Raw genomic sequence first — 14010 nt, 5'->3', positions numbered from 1 at the left:
AAAAATTTGGATGGGTATACCGGTAGACGTAGCAAAGAAAAATAGGGTATTTTTACTTTAAAAAAATTAGCAGAGTAGGTGCTATTTCAAAGAACGGGGCAGGTTTGCAGAAGTAGGAAATGCCATTATTAAGAAGGAATCAAAAAGGACTGTAATAAGTCCTTTTTGACTTACCAAAATTTCAATATTATTTTAAATGTTTCTATTTAACATTCTTAAACCATTTAAGATTACTAGAATAGTGCTTCCTTCATGACCGATAACCCCAAGTGGAAGGTCAACTGCTTGTAGGAAGTTTGAGATTATTAGCACGGCTATAACTGAAATAGAAAAGACGATGTTTTGTTTTACTATTCGTTGCATTTTTCGAGACATTTTAACTGCATATGCGATTTTTGATAAATCATTTTTCATTAAGACTACATCTGCAGTTTCAAGTGCTACATCTGATCCTTCACCCATAGCAAATCCTGTTGTTGCGGTTGCTAATGCAGGAGCATCATTAATGCCGTCACCGACCATTCCAACGAATTTATACTCATTCAACAATGCTTTCATATGTTCTACTTTCGTTTCAGGTAGACATTCAGCGATATATTGATCGATTCCTGCTTCTTTTGCAATTACTTTCGCTGTTTTTTCATTATCCCCTGTTAGCATCACGGTTTTTATTCCTAATGATTGAAGTAACTTTATAGCTTCTTTTGCTTCTTCACGAACTGTATCTTTTAGAGCTGCGGCAGCAGCAATTCCTTTTTCATCTCGCATGAAGATGACGGTCTTTCCTTCATCCGCTAATGTTGCTGCAATGCCATTTTGAAAAGCAAAGGCATCTTCTTTATTCACAAATTCAGGTTTTCCTACAATAATTGTTTGACCATCAATAGTTGCTTCTAAGCCAAATCCAGGTTTATCCTCAATATGGATAAGGGGTAGTTGACTTATTCCTTCTGATTTGGCAAAAGAAGTTATTGCTTGTGCAAGTGGGTGATTCGACTGTGTTTCAATCGTTGCCAGCATTGTCAAAGTTGTAATTTTATCTAAATCTTCTCGAACAAAAAAGTCTGTTACAACTGGTTTCCCTTGTGTTAATGTACCTGTTTTATCTAAAGCAATTGCTTTCATTTCACTTACGTTTTCTAAATGGACTCCACCTTTAAACAAAATGCCACTTTTTGCACCATTTGAAATAGCTGCAAGTGTAGCAGGCATAATTGAAGCTACAAGAGCACAAGGTGATGCTACTACCAATAAAACCATCGCTCTATACAACGTGGTCGTCCAGTCCCAGCCAAGTAAGTAATGTGGAAGAAACATCATAACTGCCACGCTAAGCAATACGAATTTTACATAAGTACCTTCAAATTTCTCAATAAATTGTTGTGCAGGAGATTTTTCATCTTGAGCAGATTGAACAAGTTGGATAATCTTTTGGAAAAGTGAATCCTCATTTGCTTTTGTCATCTCCATAGTAATAGCCCCACTAATATTCACGGTACCAGCATATAGTTCATCTTTTGTTTGTTTGGAAACAGGAATAGACTCACCGCTAATTGCAGCTTCATCTACTGCTGTAAAGCCACTTACAATGATTCCGTCTGCAGGTATTCTTTCTCCTGGTTTGACAACCAATTGATCTCCGACTACAAGTTCGTTTACGGAGACACGAATTGTAGAGCCGTCACTGTTTAGTTTCCATGCTTCTTCCGGTTGTAATTTCATGAGAGAAGATATCTCTTTTTTACTTTTGTTCATAGTATAGGTTTCAAGTGCACCACTAACAGCGAAGATGAAAATTAATATAGCACCCTCTGTCCAATAACCGATTATAGCAGAACCAATTGCTGCTAAAATCATCAGCATTTCTACATTCAATTCTTTATCTTCAATGGTTGCTTCTATACCTTCTTTGGCTTTTGCGAAGCCCCCAATGACAAATGCTAATAAATAAAATACGATAGAAGCTGTCTCTTGGGCAGCATTACTAAGCAACCAAGCAACGAGAATTAATACCCCAGAGAAGAGAGCGGCAATTAGCTCCAAATGGGGAATTAGGGATTTAAAAAATGATGAATTCTCATTTGTTTCCTTTATAGTAGACATGTAAATACCTCCTTGATAATGAATTTCACTCTTATTAAGCTTATAAAATGACGAAAATGGATTCCCAGTTGGAAACCCATTTTATATTCATTACTACTTTATAATTATTATAATTTAGAAGTTATTTAATGTCAATTTAAACGTTTAGTTGAACACAGGTTCTTTATAAGCCGACAATTTTTCTAATGAAGACTTATCTACATCTGCATGTAAACTATTGCCGTGTGAGTCCATTGTTACAACAGCTGTGAAGTTTTCCACTCGTAAATGCCACATTGCTTCCGGAATACCAAACTCCATTAAGTCAACACCTTCGACACCTTTAATACAGTCTGCATAGTATTGAGCCGCTCCGCCGATCGCATTTAAGTAAACACCACCATGTTCTGATAAAGCGGCAAGTGTTTTAGGTCCCATACCACCTTTACCTATAACCGCACGAATACCGAACTTTTTCATAATATCGCCTTGGTATGGTTCTTCTCGAATTGAAGTAGTTGGACCAGCAGCTCTCACGTGCCAATTACCTTCATCGTCTTTTTGCATAACTGGACCACAGTGATAAATGATTTGTCCGTTTAGATCTACTGGAGCATCATGACTCATTAAATGATGGTGGATTGCGTCACGCCCAGTGTACATGCGACCACTGATTGAAACAACATCTCCGACTTGTAGAGAGCGGATTTGTTCTTCTGAGATAGGAGCTTGAAGTTCCACCACTTTTTTAGGAGCTTCTTCAGTAGTTTCTTCTTTAAATTCAATTTTTTCTCCATCTTGGTAATGCCAATCAATGATTTCACCTGTTGTTGGATGAATATTGATTGCCATACGACGATATGCCCAACAGTTGTAAGCAACAGATACATAGAAGCTTGCTGGAATTCGGTGCATCACACCAATTTTACAGCCAAGTAGAGTTGCTTCTCCTCCGAATCCCATAGTACCAATGCCTAGAGTATTTGCTTTTTCTACAATATACTCTTCTAATTGTGCTAAATCAGGATTAGGATTTGTATCTTCTACATGACGGAATAATTGTTCTTTAGCCAAGTCATATCCTGAGGAACGATCTCCACCGATACCAACTCCGATGAAGCCAGCAGAACACCCTTGACCTTGTGCTTGATAAACAGAATGTAGAATACATTTACGAATTCCGTCTAAATCGCGTCCAGCTCTGCCCAAGCCTTCTAGTTCTGTAGGAAGGCTATACTGGATGTTTTTGTTTTCACAGCCGCCACCTTTTAGGATAAGCTTCATTTCAATATAATCTTTTTCCCATTGCTCAAATTTCATTACTGGGACACCTTCACCAAGGTTGTCGCCGCTATTTTTCCCTGTTAATGAATCAACGGAGTTAGGACGAAGCTTTGCATCTTTTGTAGCACTCACGATTGCACGTTTAATCGCTGCTTTAATTTCTAATTGGTTAACGCCAACTGGTGTTTTAATTTTGAATGTTGGTAACCCAGTGTCTTGGCAAATAGGAGAGACGTTATCATCGGCCATTTGGATATTGTTTGTAATGGTATCTAAACTCATTGCGGCACGAGTACCTGCATTTTCAGCTGCTTTTGCTTTTTTAATTGCTCGACGGACATCTTTTGGTAAATTTGTAGAAGTTTCAGTTATTAAGTCATAAATACTTTTTTCTAATTGCTCCAATTGCATGGGATAAACGCTCCTTCTATGTATGTATATCTTAAACATTACAAGTATACTATTTAATCACTTCGAAAAAAAGAGAGGATTCAGATATTTAAAATGGGGATTTGGTGGGGAAAGAGTGCTTCCATACAAATTCTAATTCTTCATCATAATCATCTATAAAGAAATTGTAAGTTTAATAGTTTGTACAAAAATACTAATTGCGAGTTTTTAAGTTTCCTCGAGCATAGCGAAGGAAGCGGCTCGACTCTGTCCGCGGAAAGCATCTGCCAAGAATGTACATCAGATGCTGACGAATACTGATCTGGTTCTATAAATTGACAAAAGGTATCGAGAGGAGGTCTCTCGATACCTTTTGATCACAATCTGAGAGTTCGCAATGTGATGCATTCCGAACTTCTTTATCATGTAATTTAATCCTTTGAACTTTTAAATTGTTCCATCTTTAACTCTAAGTCATCCATCATTTGAATAAGTCGATCTATATCTTCTAGTTCAGTCGTTTCAGGTTCAATTGAATCTAATACCTCTAAAAACATTTGTAGACGATCTTTTAAATAAGATACTTGTTGTTCTGGATTTGAAATTTGTTTACCCACAGAATAACACCTCACTTTATGATTTAAGAATAAATGAAAAAAGGTATAAAAGATAGGTCTAAAGAGTTATTTTAATAATTAATGTATTTAGAATATTTACTCTTTTCTTATTATGTGTTAAAGTATCTCTAACGCATACATAGAAGGGAGGCCGTAGTGAATAGTCGAAAACCATTCAATCGAGAGAAGGAGGGGATTCAGACATTTCACCGGCATAGAGGCCGCAAATGCAGTTATGAACATACAAGTGAATAATAGTTATATGTAAAAGGCTCAGTCAGATCTCATGTAGATATCGACTGGGCCTTTTGTTGATGTCTGATTTCTATAGCTTACCCAATTTTTAAGAAAAATATATATAATGTGATCGATTTGTCTGCTACACTACTGTTTAGAACAACTTAGAATATATAAAACGAGGTAGGATATGCAGCAATTTACAGCAGTTGAACGTAAGCGATTTTGGATACTTGTCATGATTGTATCCATATCGGGTTTTTCACAAGGGATGTTATTGCCACTCATCTCCGTAATATTTGAGCAAGACGGGGTAAGTGCGACTATAAATGGATTAAGTGCAACAGGTCTTTATATAGGTACATTATTAATATCTCCATTTATTGAGCCACCACTCCGTAAGTTTGGATACAAGCCCATTATTATAATAGGTGGTCTTCTCGTAATTATTTCATTAATGCTTTTTCCATTATGGAAGAGTGTTGCATTTTGGTTTGTATTACGATTATTGATAGGGATTGGAGATCATGCTCTTCATTTCTCTACACAAACATGGATTACTAGCTTTTCTCCACAACATCGATTAGGTAGAAATATAGCGATATACGGTCTTTCATTTGGTGTAGGATTTGCAGTAGGTCCTTTGCTTGTCCAACTGGTACAAATCTTTGAAGGGCTTCCGTTTATCATATCTAGTCTTCTGTGTTTAGGAGCCTGGTTGTTAGTCTTTTTTGTTAAAAATGAAAAACCGGAAATTCATACCAGCTCATCAGCTCAAGCAGGAACATGGAAACGATTTGGAGCAGCCTTCGCAGTGGCGTGGGTAGCATTTATTCCTCCGTTTTCTTACGGATTTTTGGAATCATCTTTAAACGCAATTTATCCGGTTTATGCACTTCGAAATTCCATTGAAGTTACAAGCTTGTCCTACATATTAGCGGCCTTTTCAATAGGGGGGGTTGTATCACAACTACCACTCGGAGTATTAAGTGACAAAATAGGAAGAAGAAAAGTATTAATAATAATGCTCGGCCTTGGTGCAGTGACATTTGGAATTGCTAGTCTTTTTGAAACTATTGCCACGGTAATAGCCATATTATTTTTTATAGCCGGAATGTTCGTAGGATCGACATTCTCACTTGGAATTTCTTATATGGCTGACTTAACGCCGAAGGAACTACTCCCAACAGGTAACTTAATTTGTGGTATTTCCTTTAGTCTAGGTAGCCTTTCTGGTCCTTTTTTAGGCGGTCTATTTATTCAGCTATTTGAAGGTATTAGCTTTTTAGTATTAGTTGCTTTATTACTTGGCATTTTATCTTTTGTTATCTTTGTATCTAATCCTCAAAAGAGAAGCTATGTATGAAGGAGTCGAGGTGAAATATGAATAAAAGAGTAGAAGAAACCTACAATCAACTTGTGAATGACTATGAACATAACGTAGATATAAAAAGTCTATTCAATACGGAATATGAAAGACCTGCGATGATGAATCTATTGCCATCCGATTTAAGTAATAATAAAGTTCTCGATGCAGGATGTGCAGCTGGTTGGTATACAATTCAATTGGTCCATTTAGGTGCAGATGTAACCGGAACTGATCTTAGTCCTAAAATGGTCGATGCAACAAGAAGACGAGTTGGTGAAAATGCAAAAGTATTGTGTTTAGATTTGGGAGAAAAGCTGCCTTTCGAAAATGAAACATTTGATTGGATTATAAGCTCTCTAGTGCTTCATTACATAAAGGATTGGAACAGCACTTTCAAGGAGTTTCGGAGAATATTAAAACCCGGTGGAAAACTATTGTTTTCCGTCCACCACCCATTCATGGATTTTAAATTATCCGAGAATGGAGATTATTTTTCAAATGAATTCATTATCGATCAATGGGAAAGAGAAGGGAAAATGATTGAAGTTCCATTCTACCGTCGGCCTCTTCAGATGATACTAAATGACACACTTGCACATTTTTCAATTGAGCAGTTAATTGAACCCCAACCAACAGAAAATTTTAAAATGAGAGAACCTGAAAAATATGAAAGACTAATGAAAAATCCTCATTTTATGATTGTAAAAGGAAAAAAGATAGAAAACACTTGGGATTAGATCACCAAGTGTTTTCTTTTTCATTGTTTAGTATAGTTCCAACCGCCATCTCCATGGTAGATCATTAGTTTAGACATGCCGCCATCGATTGTAATGTTTTCTCCATTAATAAAATCATTTTTGGGATCACATAAGAAAATTGCTGCTCTTGTGATATCTAGGGGATTCCCAATTCGCTGAGAAGGGTGTTGAAGCCGATCTTCTTCTGACGCTGTATAGATTTCATTTACCTCATGGTAAGCACCGGTTTCAATCCAACCAGGGCTGATTGCATTCACACGGACTTTTCCTGCTAAGCTAATAGAAAGAGCATGGGTTAATGCAGATATACCTCCTTTGGTGGCACTATAGCTTTCCGTGTCCGATTGGGACATAAATGCCCGAGTTGAAGCCATATTGACGATAGCAGCTTTTCTATTAAAATGAGGCATAAAAAGCTTCGACAACATATAAGGTGCAGTTATTCCTACATTCAATATTTCAGTAAAATCTTCATAACTACAATCACTTAAAATACCTTTATTGCTAAAACATGCATTATTCAATAAGAAATCTATTGAATCATACTGTTGAATGACTTGACTGGCAAAATTCTCGATATCTTCTTTTTTTGCTAAATCTCCTGCAATAAATAAATGATTACCAGATAAGGTACTAAGCAATTTTTGACCAGCTTTTTCATCTTTATCAATAAATGCAATAGAGCATCCAAGCTTTGAAAACTCCTCTACAAGACATCTGCCAATTCCATTTGCTCCACCTGTTATGACACAAGTTTTTCCTTCAAACATTTCATCACCCGTTTCTATTTAATACAACTATTCTATCTGTAAAACCTATTTCAATTCAAAAAGGAAGACTTGAAAAAACGGTAAATATTACAAAAATTGAAACTATTTTTCTATTTGAAACGTATGTTATTAAAAGGCTTTTTGTAACGATTATGTAAGGAGGATCTCATATGAGCGCTAATTGGTCAAATTACGTTTGGAAATTAAGTTGGCTAGTAGGTTTAATCGCTTTAATATTATTAAGTTCCTTATTAGGGCAGAATATACGGGAAAATAGCGCAATAACGTTTAACTTAATTCCGTATTTTTGGTTTATAACGACTACATTTTTAGTATTTGGGCTATATATATCAGTACTATTTATTAGAAGTTGGACAGTTAAATTGAATTGGCCTCTATTATTATGTATAAGTTTACCAAGTTTGCTTATTGCATTTTATAGTCCAGTTATAGTCACCGTAATACAATACACAACTTCTGAATCATCTAATTTTTCTGCTCCTGTTCCATATTGGATATACCAGATAAATGAACTAGGCATTCCAGCAATCGTCGCAGGTTTATCCATAATGATTGGAATTTTTGAAAATAGGAATACTAATAACAGCAATTAATAAATGACACGAGGTAAGTGGAATGGAATTGTCTATTGAAAAAACGAAAAGAAAGAAAAGTTCTAGGCCTATACTAATAATGAGATTTTTAATAATTCTAGCAATGGTTATTTTATTGATAATGGCAATTGTTAACGATTTGGATATCTCTTTACTAAGTTTTGTCATCGCATTGGGAGGCATTGGTTCGACAATAGATGGTATAGAAAGTTTTTACCACAAAGCTAAAAGAAAGGTTGTACTTACAGAAATAGGATCAGGTATTGTATATTTTGTAATTTCAATTTTTCTATTTCTCTAATACCGATGTGTCGAAGGGTTGAATGATTATGAGAAAAGTTAGTGTAATTATTGGAGCTACTAGTAGCCTTGTTTTGTTCTTTTATATCATGTATTTTTTAATGACAAAAGATACTATGACAACTGTTTCCTTTCTTCCAGTGATTATAGGAATGGGTGGGTTTGTTTCATTTATAGGTGGCCTTATAGAGCTTAAAAGAATAAGTCTGGAAGAAAAGAGTGGAAGGACGAATAGGTGGTAATTAGTTGATAAAAATTAATACCAAATCGATACATCCCGATCTAAGGCAGCTACTGTCTTATGCAACCTCTCTTGATAAAATAGATCAAGAATATGAAAAATACGTATCTTTAAATGAACGATCATTATATGTACTAGAGAGTAAGGGAAGTCTAATTGGCTGTATAGGGATTGAAATAATAAGCTCAAATCTTATTGAAATAAAGCATATCGCTGTATCATCTAGTGAAAGAGGAAAGGGAAGAGGGAGCCAAATGATTGATTTCGTTTGTGCTCACTTTTCTTTTTGTCGCATCCAAGCTGAAACGGATAGAGATGCAGTTGAATTTTATCGGAAGTATGGATTTAAGATTAAGAGTTTAGGAGAAAAATATCCAGGCGTTGAACGTTTTATGTGTGAGTTAACTAATGATAGAAGTATAAATAACGACTAAATTTAGTTGGATATTTGTCTTGTCGCTAAAGTAACTATTCTGCTTGGGTTGAAATATCTATACAGAAATTTTACGGAGCTACGGAGGTGAATAGATGGAAGACTTTAGAATAAGTAAAATAGAAAATTTAGTTATAAGCGCATTATCCCAACTCGTAGAAGAAAGTAAAGCAGATGGATTCCGTTTTCTTGAAAGACTATTTAATGATTATAAGGACGGAACCAATACTATTAGTGAGCAAGGAGAATCTCTATATGGGGTTTATAATGAGAATAAATCCTTAATAGCGGTAGCCGGCCTTAATGATGACCATCTTATAATACAGGTGAAGAAACGAAACCATGCTAAAAAGCCAGAGAATCTTTAACAGATTCTCTGGCTTTTTTTTAGTTTTTTAATTCTAATAGAGTTACTGCCTCAACATGAGAAGTTTGAGGGAACATATCTACCGGTTGAATATATTTCACATCGTAAAGCTTTGTCAGCTGCTGTAAATCTTTTGCAAGAGTGGAAGGGTTACATGAAGTGTAAACAAAACGTTTTGGTTTGATATTTAAAATGGTTTTAATAAATTCGTCCTCAAGACCTGTTCTTGGAGGATCTACAGTTAATACATCAGGAACAAAGCCTTCGTTTTTCCATGTTGTTAGCCATTGTTTCGCAGTACCATGAACATACTTTGTATTATTGAAGCCATTTCGCTTCGCATTCTTTTTAGCATCTTGAATAGATTCTTCTATTATATCCATTCCTCGAACTTCTTTCGCATTTTTTGCAAGCCAAAGTCCGATTGTTCCAACCCCACAATAAGCATCTACTACTGTTTCTTTTCCTGTAAGAGCAGCTGCTTTTTCAATTTCAGTGTATAAGTTTTCAGTTTGCTCAGGATTGAGTTGGAAGAATGCTCTTGCTGATAAGTCAAATGCCAATTCTCCAAGCTTTTCATGAATCGTTTCTTTTCCAAATAAATTGAATGTCGTTTCACCAAAAACAAGAGATGTTTTTTCTGCATTAATGTTTTGACTAATGGACACAATATTAGAATCGATTCCGCGTATAAGTTGAACAAGTTCTTCTTTTTGAGGCATTTTCTTTTTTGTTGTAACAAGAGTTACTTGAATTTGTCCTGTTTTTACACCTGTACGAACAACAATAGTGCGAACAATACCATTTGGATTTTTATCATCGTAAATTGGAATATTCAGCTTTTGTAAATAGCCTTTGATTTCGTTTGTAATATGTGTCGTTATTGGATGTTGGACTATACATTTATTAATGTCGATTAACTTGTTAGAGCTTGCTGCATATAATCCTGCAATCACTTCATTGCCAGATTGTCTTACTTGAAATTGACTTTTATTGCGGTAACGCCATGGATCGTCCATGCCTATTGTTTTTCTTACTTCAATGTTTGGAGCTAGCTCTTTCACATAACGCTCCAATGCTTGGATAACTAAATCTCTCTTTTCGATGAGCTGTCTATCGTAAGTCATATGCTGAAGCTGACAGCCACCACATGCTTCATAAATGAGACATGGAGGAGTAATGCGGTCAGGAGATGCTTGCCTGATTTTTCTTATTGTTGCTTCTGCATACTTCGGTTTAGCTTCTATTACTTTTGCTGTAATTACTTCACCAGGTAATGCACCCTTTACGAAAATAACATTTCGTTTGAAGAAACCTACACCTTCACCGTTTATTCCCAGTCTTTTTATCGTTAGAGGAAATTCTTGTCCTACTTGTATTGCTGTTTGTTCTGTCATTCCTTCACGTCCTTTATCCCGCTTGTACTAGTAGTAAAATCCCCACTACATAATTCGGTGGGGATTAACTAAAAGTAAAAGTCCGATTGTTTCAACTTGCTTCCAACAATATGCTGAATGAAGTTTCACTTTATAATCTTGCTTCTATTATAAAGGACAATATTAAGGTTGCAAATCAATTGGAATTTCCAGATTATTCATATTTAATTCGTCAATTGTTCCAAATGTATATCCCATTTTTCTTGCTTCTTGAATGAACATTGGAAGACCTTCTGCGTTATCAGGCGAAACAGTGTGCATGAGAATGATGGCACCAGGATGAATTTGTGACATTAACTGATCATAAGCGTATTTGCCGCCTTTTTTAACGTCCCTGTGCCAATCGATAAAAGCAATTGACCAGAATATATGCTGATGGCCAATTTCGTTTGCTGCCTGTAATACTTGTTCATTAAAGATTCCTTCTGGGGGGCGGGTAACGGTAGTTCTCTTAATGGAAGTTAACTCGCTCAAACGTTGGTCAAACTTTTGGAGTTCTTTCTTTACACCTTCTTTTGAGAGCTTTGCTAAGTTCGGATGACCATAAGAATGGTTTCCAATTTGATGACCTTCTTCAATCATACGTTTAACTAAGGGAGTAGCACTTTCTAAATAATGACCAGTTAGAAAGAAAGTAGCTTTAATATCTTCTTTTTTTAGCGTATCTAAGATACTTTCCGTATAGCCATTTTCGTAGCCATTATCGAAAGTAAAATAGAGAATTTTTTTATCTGATGGACCTTTATATATGGCGCCATTTCTTTCAAGCATTGCATCTAACTCTGAGCCAGCTTCTGCAGGAATTTGATTTTTAGCTTTCTTCAATCCCCAATGGATTTCTTGGGATTGAGCGGAGAATGGTTGATAGAAGAATCCCATACTTATGACAAATGCAGCTAATACTATTCCGAATACATGATATTTCCACATAGAAAACACAACCTCCTTTTTTAAGTAGGTTGCGCTAGTGGTTTTTATTTATTCATGAATAAATATTAGTTAAAGCTTTTGTCAAATCTGGAAAATCAAAAACAAATCCATTTTCTATTAAAACTTCGGGTAATACATGCTGACCTTCCAAGACAAGTTGGCTTTTTTCACCAAGAGCTAGTTTTAAAATAAAAGAAGGTACCGGGAAGTAATGAGGTCGTTTTAATATAGTTGCTAATATTTTGCCAAATTCATTCATTCTTCGTGGATCCGGTGCTACGACATTAAAAGGTCCTTTTATGTCATTCTCGATGGCAAATAGTAGAGCCTTTGCAACATCTCTAACATGAACCCAGGACATCCAATTTTTCCCGACGCCAATAGGTCCACCAACGAATAGTTTATATGGAAGTGCCATGAGAGGAAGTGCTCCTTCACTTTCACCTAAAATTATTCCAAATCTTCCATAAGCCACTCTAATTCCAAGTTGTTCAGCTGTCTTTGCTTTTACTTCCCAGTCCTGAACTGTTTTCGCTAAAAATTCTGTACCTACTTCGTTGTTCTTTTCTTTATAAATATTTTCATCTGAGGCAGGATAAATTCCGATTGCACTAGCATTCACTAGAACTTTTGGTTTATGTTGTAGTGCATGTAATATTCGAATTACTTCATCTGTCGCTTGCATTCTGCTATCGTAAATCTTCTTTTTTTGTTCTTCCGTCCATCTTCCATTATTTATAGACTCACCTGCGAGGTTAACCATTGCGTCAATTCCCTCTAGTTCCTTTTCAGGTAAGGTATTGCTCGATAACCAATTTACAATCGATACATTCTTAATGTCTTTACTCGACGAGCGAGTTAAAATATAAACCTCATGCCCGTTTTGGACAAGTAGCCTTGTTAGTTCTCTACCTACAAATCCAGTACCTCCAGTAATAGCAATTTTCATATCCAAGCCTCCTTTAGCAATATCTTAACATTCCCTAAAGTTATCACCTATTAAAATATACGTTATAATAGTAGTGATGAATGGAGAGGTTTACTAAATGCCGATTATTACAAAAATAGGTCGTCAAAAAAATAATAAAGAACGATATAATTTATATTTGGATGAAAAATATGCTCTTAGTGTAGATGAAGCAGTATTGATCAAGTATCAGCTTACAAAAGGGAAAGTGATAGAAGCTTTTACAATCGATGAAATCGTTTTTGATGATGAAGTAAGAAAGGCTTATAATAAAGCAATTAACTTTTTGAGTTATCAGATGAGAAGTGAGCATGAAGTAAAGAAAAAATTATTAACGAGTGATTTTGGGGAAGCAGTAGTGTTAGAAGCAATTCGAAAACTATATGAACATGGCTTCTTAAATGATGAGAGCTTTACGAAAGCGTTAGTCGCTACACAAAAGAAAAACAGCAAAAAGGGTCCTGCAGCGATTCGGCAAGAACTTAAGAAAAAAGGAATCGAAAAAGAGCTACAAGAAGAGGTTTTAGCTACTTATACAGAAGACGAACAATTGACTATTGCTCGCACACTAACCGAAAAAATTATTAATCAAAGTTCAGAAAAAACTCCAATACAAATTAAGCAAAAGGTGCAGGATGCATTACAACGTAAAGGCTATAACTTCTCGATTATTTCCCAAGCAATAGGATCTTTCGAACTTGAAAAAGAACAGGAAGAATGGGAAGATATCATTTCAACTCAAGGAGACAAGGTTTGGAGAAAATATGCATCCAAATATACGGGATATGATTTAAGGAACAAGGTAAAACAAGCACTATACCAAAAAGGATTTCCCGGAGAGCACATAGATTTATTTATAGAGAAGAAGGAGCTGGAACAACAAGATGAGTGAGAAAAAATATAGTGAAATGACAGAACAAGAGCTACGTTCTGAAATAGCTAGACTAAAAGAGAAAGCAAGAAAAGCAGAACAATTAGGTATTGTAAATGAATATGCAGTATATGAAAGAAAAGCTACAATGGCGCAAGCATTTTTAACAGATCCAGCTTCTATTAAACCAGGTGAGATGTACCGTATCTCAAGTGATCCAGGAGTATTTTTTCAAGTGGAATATCTAAAAGGAAGATTTGCCTGGGGATACCGATTAGGTGGAAACAAGTATGAAGAAGCATTACCAATTTCTTTATTACTGCCTTTAAAGGAAGGGAAATAAG

The 14010-nt window shown here is 35.6% G+C and carries 16 protein-coding genes; 9 read left to right on the top strand and 7 right to left on the bottom strand.

All coding sequences use genetic code 11. From position 1 onward, the window contains the following. Positions 1 to 192: 192 nt before the first annotated feature. The 3 genes from WAX74_RS11160 to WAX74_RS11150 all read right to left on the bottom strand — a co-directional run bounded on the left by WAX74_RS11160 (position 193) and on the right by WAX74_RS11150 (position 4373). The gene (locus WAX74_RS11160) at positions 193 to 2103 is read right to left on the bottom strand and encodes a heavy metal translocating P-type ATPase (protein WP_336497741.1); all 1911 of its coding nucleotides are present in this window, start codon (positions 2101 to 2103) and stop codon (positions 193 to 195) included. A 144-nt stretch (positions 2104 to 2247) separates the two neighbouring features. Beyond that, positions 2248 to 3777, bottom strand: a complete 1530-nt coding sequence (locus WAX74_RS11155) for a fumarate hydratase (RefSeq protein ID WP_336497740.1) — start codon at positions 3775 to 3777, stop codon at positions 2248 to 2250. Positions 3778 to 4187: 410 nt separating this feature from the next. Next, complete coding sequence (locus WAX74_RS11150) at positions 4188 to 4373, bottom strand: SE1561 family protein (RefSeq protein ID WP_336497739.1); 186 nt, start codon at positions 4371 to 4373, stop codon at positions 4188 to 4190. 427 nt (positions 4374 to 4800) lie between these two features. Between WAX74_RS11150 and WAX74_RS11145 the strand changes: the two genes are divergently transcribed. After that, entirely contained in the window at positions 4801 to 5976 is a 1176-nt protein-coding gene (locus WAX74_RS11145; RefSeq protein WP_336497738.1) for an MFS transporter, read from the top strand. Between the two features lie 17 nt (positions 5977 to 5993). Then, positions 5994 to 6716 carry a class I SAM-dependent methyltransferase gene (locus tag WAX74_RS11140; RefSeq protein ID WP_336497737.1) on the top strand — a complete coding sequence of 241 codons (723 nt, stop codon included), beginning with the start codon at positions 5994 to 5996 and terminating at the stop codon, positions 6714 to 6716. Between the two features lie 20 nt (positions 6717 to 6736). On the opposite strand, the gene WAX74_RS11135 is transcribed toward WAX74_RS11140, so the two are convergent. Next, positions 6737 to 7507 carry an SDR family oxidoreductase gene (locus tag WAX74_RS11135; RefSeq protein ID WP_336497736.1) on the bottom strand — a complete coding sequence of 257 codons (771 nt, stop codon included), beginning with the start codon at positions 7505 to 7507 and terminating at the stop codon, positions 6737 to 6739. A gap of 170 nt (positions 7508 to 7677) precedes the next feature. Here WAX74_RS11135 and WAX74_RS11130 point away from each other — a divergent pair, with 170 nt between their 5' ends. From WAX74_RS11130 to WAX74_RS11110, 5 genes are all read left to right on the top strand, one after another. Beyond that, positions 7678 to 8121 (top strand): hypothetical protein, encoded by a 444-nt coding sequence (locus WAX74_RS11130; protein WP_336497735.1) that lies wholly within the window; start codon positions 7678 to 7680, stop codon positions 8119 to 8121. A 79-nt stretch (positions 8122 to 8200) separates the two neighbouring features. Beyond that, on the top strand, positions 8201 to 8422 hold the full coding sequence (locus tag WAX74_RS11125; RefSeq protein ID WP_336497734.1) for a hypothetical protein: 222 nt from the start codon (positions 8201 to 8203) through the stop codon (positions 8420 to 8422). 28 nt (positions 8423 to 8450) lie between these two features. Beyond that, positions 8451 to 8663 carry a hypothetical protein gene (locus WAX74_RS11120; RefSeq protein ID WP_336497733.1) on the top strand — a complete coding sequence of 71 codons (213 nt, stop codon included), beginning with the start codon at positions 8451 to 8453 and terminating at the stop codon, positions 8661 to 8663. 4 nt (positions 8664 to 8667) lie between these two features. Then, positions 8668 to 9096 (top strand): GNAT family N-acetyltransferase, encoded by a 429-nt coding sequence (locus tag WAX74_RS11115; RefSeq protein ID WP_336497732.1) that lies wholly within the window; start codon positions 8668 to 8670, stop codon positions 9094 to 9096. A 94-nt stretch (positions 9097 to 9190) separates the two neighbouring features. Then, positions 9191 to 9463, top strand: a complete 273-nt coding sequence (locus tag WAX74_RS11110) for a hypothetical protein (protein ID WP_336497731.1) — start codon at positions 9191 to 9193, stop codon at positions 9461 to 9463. A gap of 19 nt (positions 9464 to 9482) precedes the next feature. Here WAX74_RS11110 and rlmD read toward each other — a convergent pair whose 3' ends face one another. From rlmD to WAX74_RS11095, 3 genes are all read right to left on the bottom strand, one after another. Further along, on the bottom strand, positions 9483 to 10859 hold the full coding sequence (rlmD, locus tag WAX74_RS11105) for a 23S rRNA (uracil(1939)-C(5))-methyltransferase RlmD (RefSeq protein ID WP_336497730.1): 1377 nt from the start codon (positions 10857 to 10859) through the stop codon (positions 9483 to 9485). Between the two features lie 162 nt (positions 10860 to 11021). Beyond that, positions 11022 to 11828 carry a polysaccharide deacetylase family protein gene (locus WAX74_RS11100; protein ID WP_336497729.1) on the bottom strand — a complete coding sequence of 269 codons (807 nt, stop codon included), beginning with the start codon at positions 11826 to 11828 and terminating at the stop codon, positions 11022 to 11024. Between the two features lie 52 nt (positions 11829 to 11880). Continuing rightward, positions 11881 to 12777: a TIGR01777 family oxidoreductase gene (locus tag WAX74_RS11095; RefSeq protein ID WP_336497728.1), complete on the bottom strand. Its 897-nt coding sequence runs from the start codon at positions 12775 to 12777 to the stop codon at positions 11881 to 11883. A gap of 97 nt (positions 12778 to 12874) precedes the next feature. Here WAX74_RS11095 and recX point away from each other — a divergent pair, with 97 nt between their 5' ends. Then, the gene (recX, locus tag WAX74_RS11090) at positions 12875 to 13687 is read left to right on the top strand and encodes a recombination regulator RecX (RefSeq protein ID WP_336497727.1); all 813 of its coding nucleotides are present in this window, start codon (positions 12875 to 12877) and stop codon (positions 13685 to 13687) included. Continuing rightward, on the top strand, positions 13680 to 14009 hold the full coding sequence (locus tag WAX74_RS11085) for a YfhH family protein (protein ID WP_336497726.1): 330 nt from the start codon (positions 13680 to 13682) through the stop codon (positions 14007 to 14009). Before recX ends, WAX74_RS11085 begins: the two co-directional genes overlap by 8 nt. The last annotated feature ends 1 nt before the right edge of the window (position 14010 follow it).

Origin of the sequence: Psychrobacillus mangrovi (genome assembly GCF_037104765.1) — a bacterium.
Classification (GTDB): domain Bacteria; phylum Bacillota; class Bacilli; order Bacillales_A; family Planococcaceae; genus Psychrobacillus; species Psychrobacillus mangrovi.
This window is presented reverse-complemented; position numbering and strand designations above follow the sequence as displayed.

What these genes read in the sequence shown, in the direction of transcription:
- WAX74_RS11160 (WP_336497741.1), bottom strand. Translation starts at nt 2,103, where the DNA reads ATGTCTACTATAAAGGAAACAAATGAGAATTCATCATTTTTTAAATCC.
- WAX74_RS11155 (WP_336497740.1), bottom strand. Translation starts at nt 3,777, where the DNA reads ATGCAATTGGAGCAATTAGAAAAAAGTATTTATGACTTAATAACTGAA.
- WAX74_RS11145 (WP_336497738.1), top strand. Translation starts at nt 4,801, where the DNA reads ATGCAGCAATTTACAGCAGTTGAACGTAAGCGATTTTGGATACTTGTC.
- WAX74_RS11140 (WP_336497737.1), top strand. Translation starts at nt 5,994, where the DNA reads ATGAATAAAAGAGTAGAAGAAACCTACAATCAACTTGTGAATGACTAT.
- WAX74_RS11135 (WP_336497736.1), bottom strand. Translation starts at nt 7,507, where the DNA reads ATGTTTGAAGGAAAAACTTGTGTCATAACAGGTGGAGCAAATGGAATT.
- WAX74_RS11130 (WP_336497735.1), top strand. Translation starts at nt 7,678, where the DNA reads ATGAGCGCTAATTGGTCAAATTACGTTTGGAAATTAAGTTGGCTAGTA.
- WAX74_RS11125 (WP_336497734.1), top strand. Translation starts at nt 8,201, where the DNA reads ATGAGATTTTTAATAATTCTAGCAATGGTTATTTTATTGATAATGGCA.
- WAX74_RS11120 (WP_336497733.1), top strand. Translation starts at nt 8,451, where the DNA reads ATGAGAAAAGTTAGTGTAATTATTGGAGCTACTAGTAGCCTTGTTTTG.
- WAX74_RS11110 (WP_336497731.1), top strand. Translation starts at nt 9,191, where the DNA reads ATGGAAGACTTTAGAATAAGTAAAATAGAAAATTTAGTTATAAGCGCA.
- rlmD (WP_336497730.1), bottom strand. Translation starts at nt 10,859, where the DNA reads ATGACAGAACAAACAGCAATACAAGTAGGACAAGAATTTCCTCTAACG.
- WAX74_RS11100 (WP_336497729.1), bottom strand. Translation starts at nt 11,828, where the DNA reads ATGTGGAAATATCATGTATTCGGAATAGTATTAGCTGCATTTGTCATA.
- WAX74_RS11095 (WP_336497728.1), bottom strand. Translation starts at nt 12,777, where the DNA reads ATGAAAATTGCTATTACTGGAGGTACTGGATTTGTAGGTAGAGAACTA.
- recX (WP_336497727.1), top strand. Translation starts at nt 12,875, where the DNA reads ATGCCGATTATTACAAAAATAGGTCGTCAAAAAAATAATAAAGAACGA.
- WAX74_RS11085 (WP_336497726.1), top strand. Translation starts at nt 13,680, where the DNA reads ATGAGTGAGAAAAAATATAGTGAAATGACAGAACAAGAGCTACGTTCT.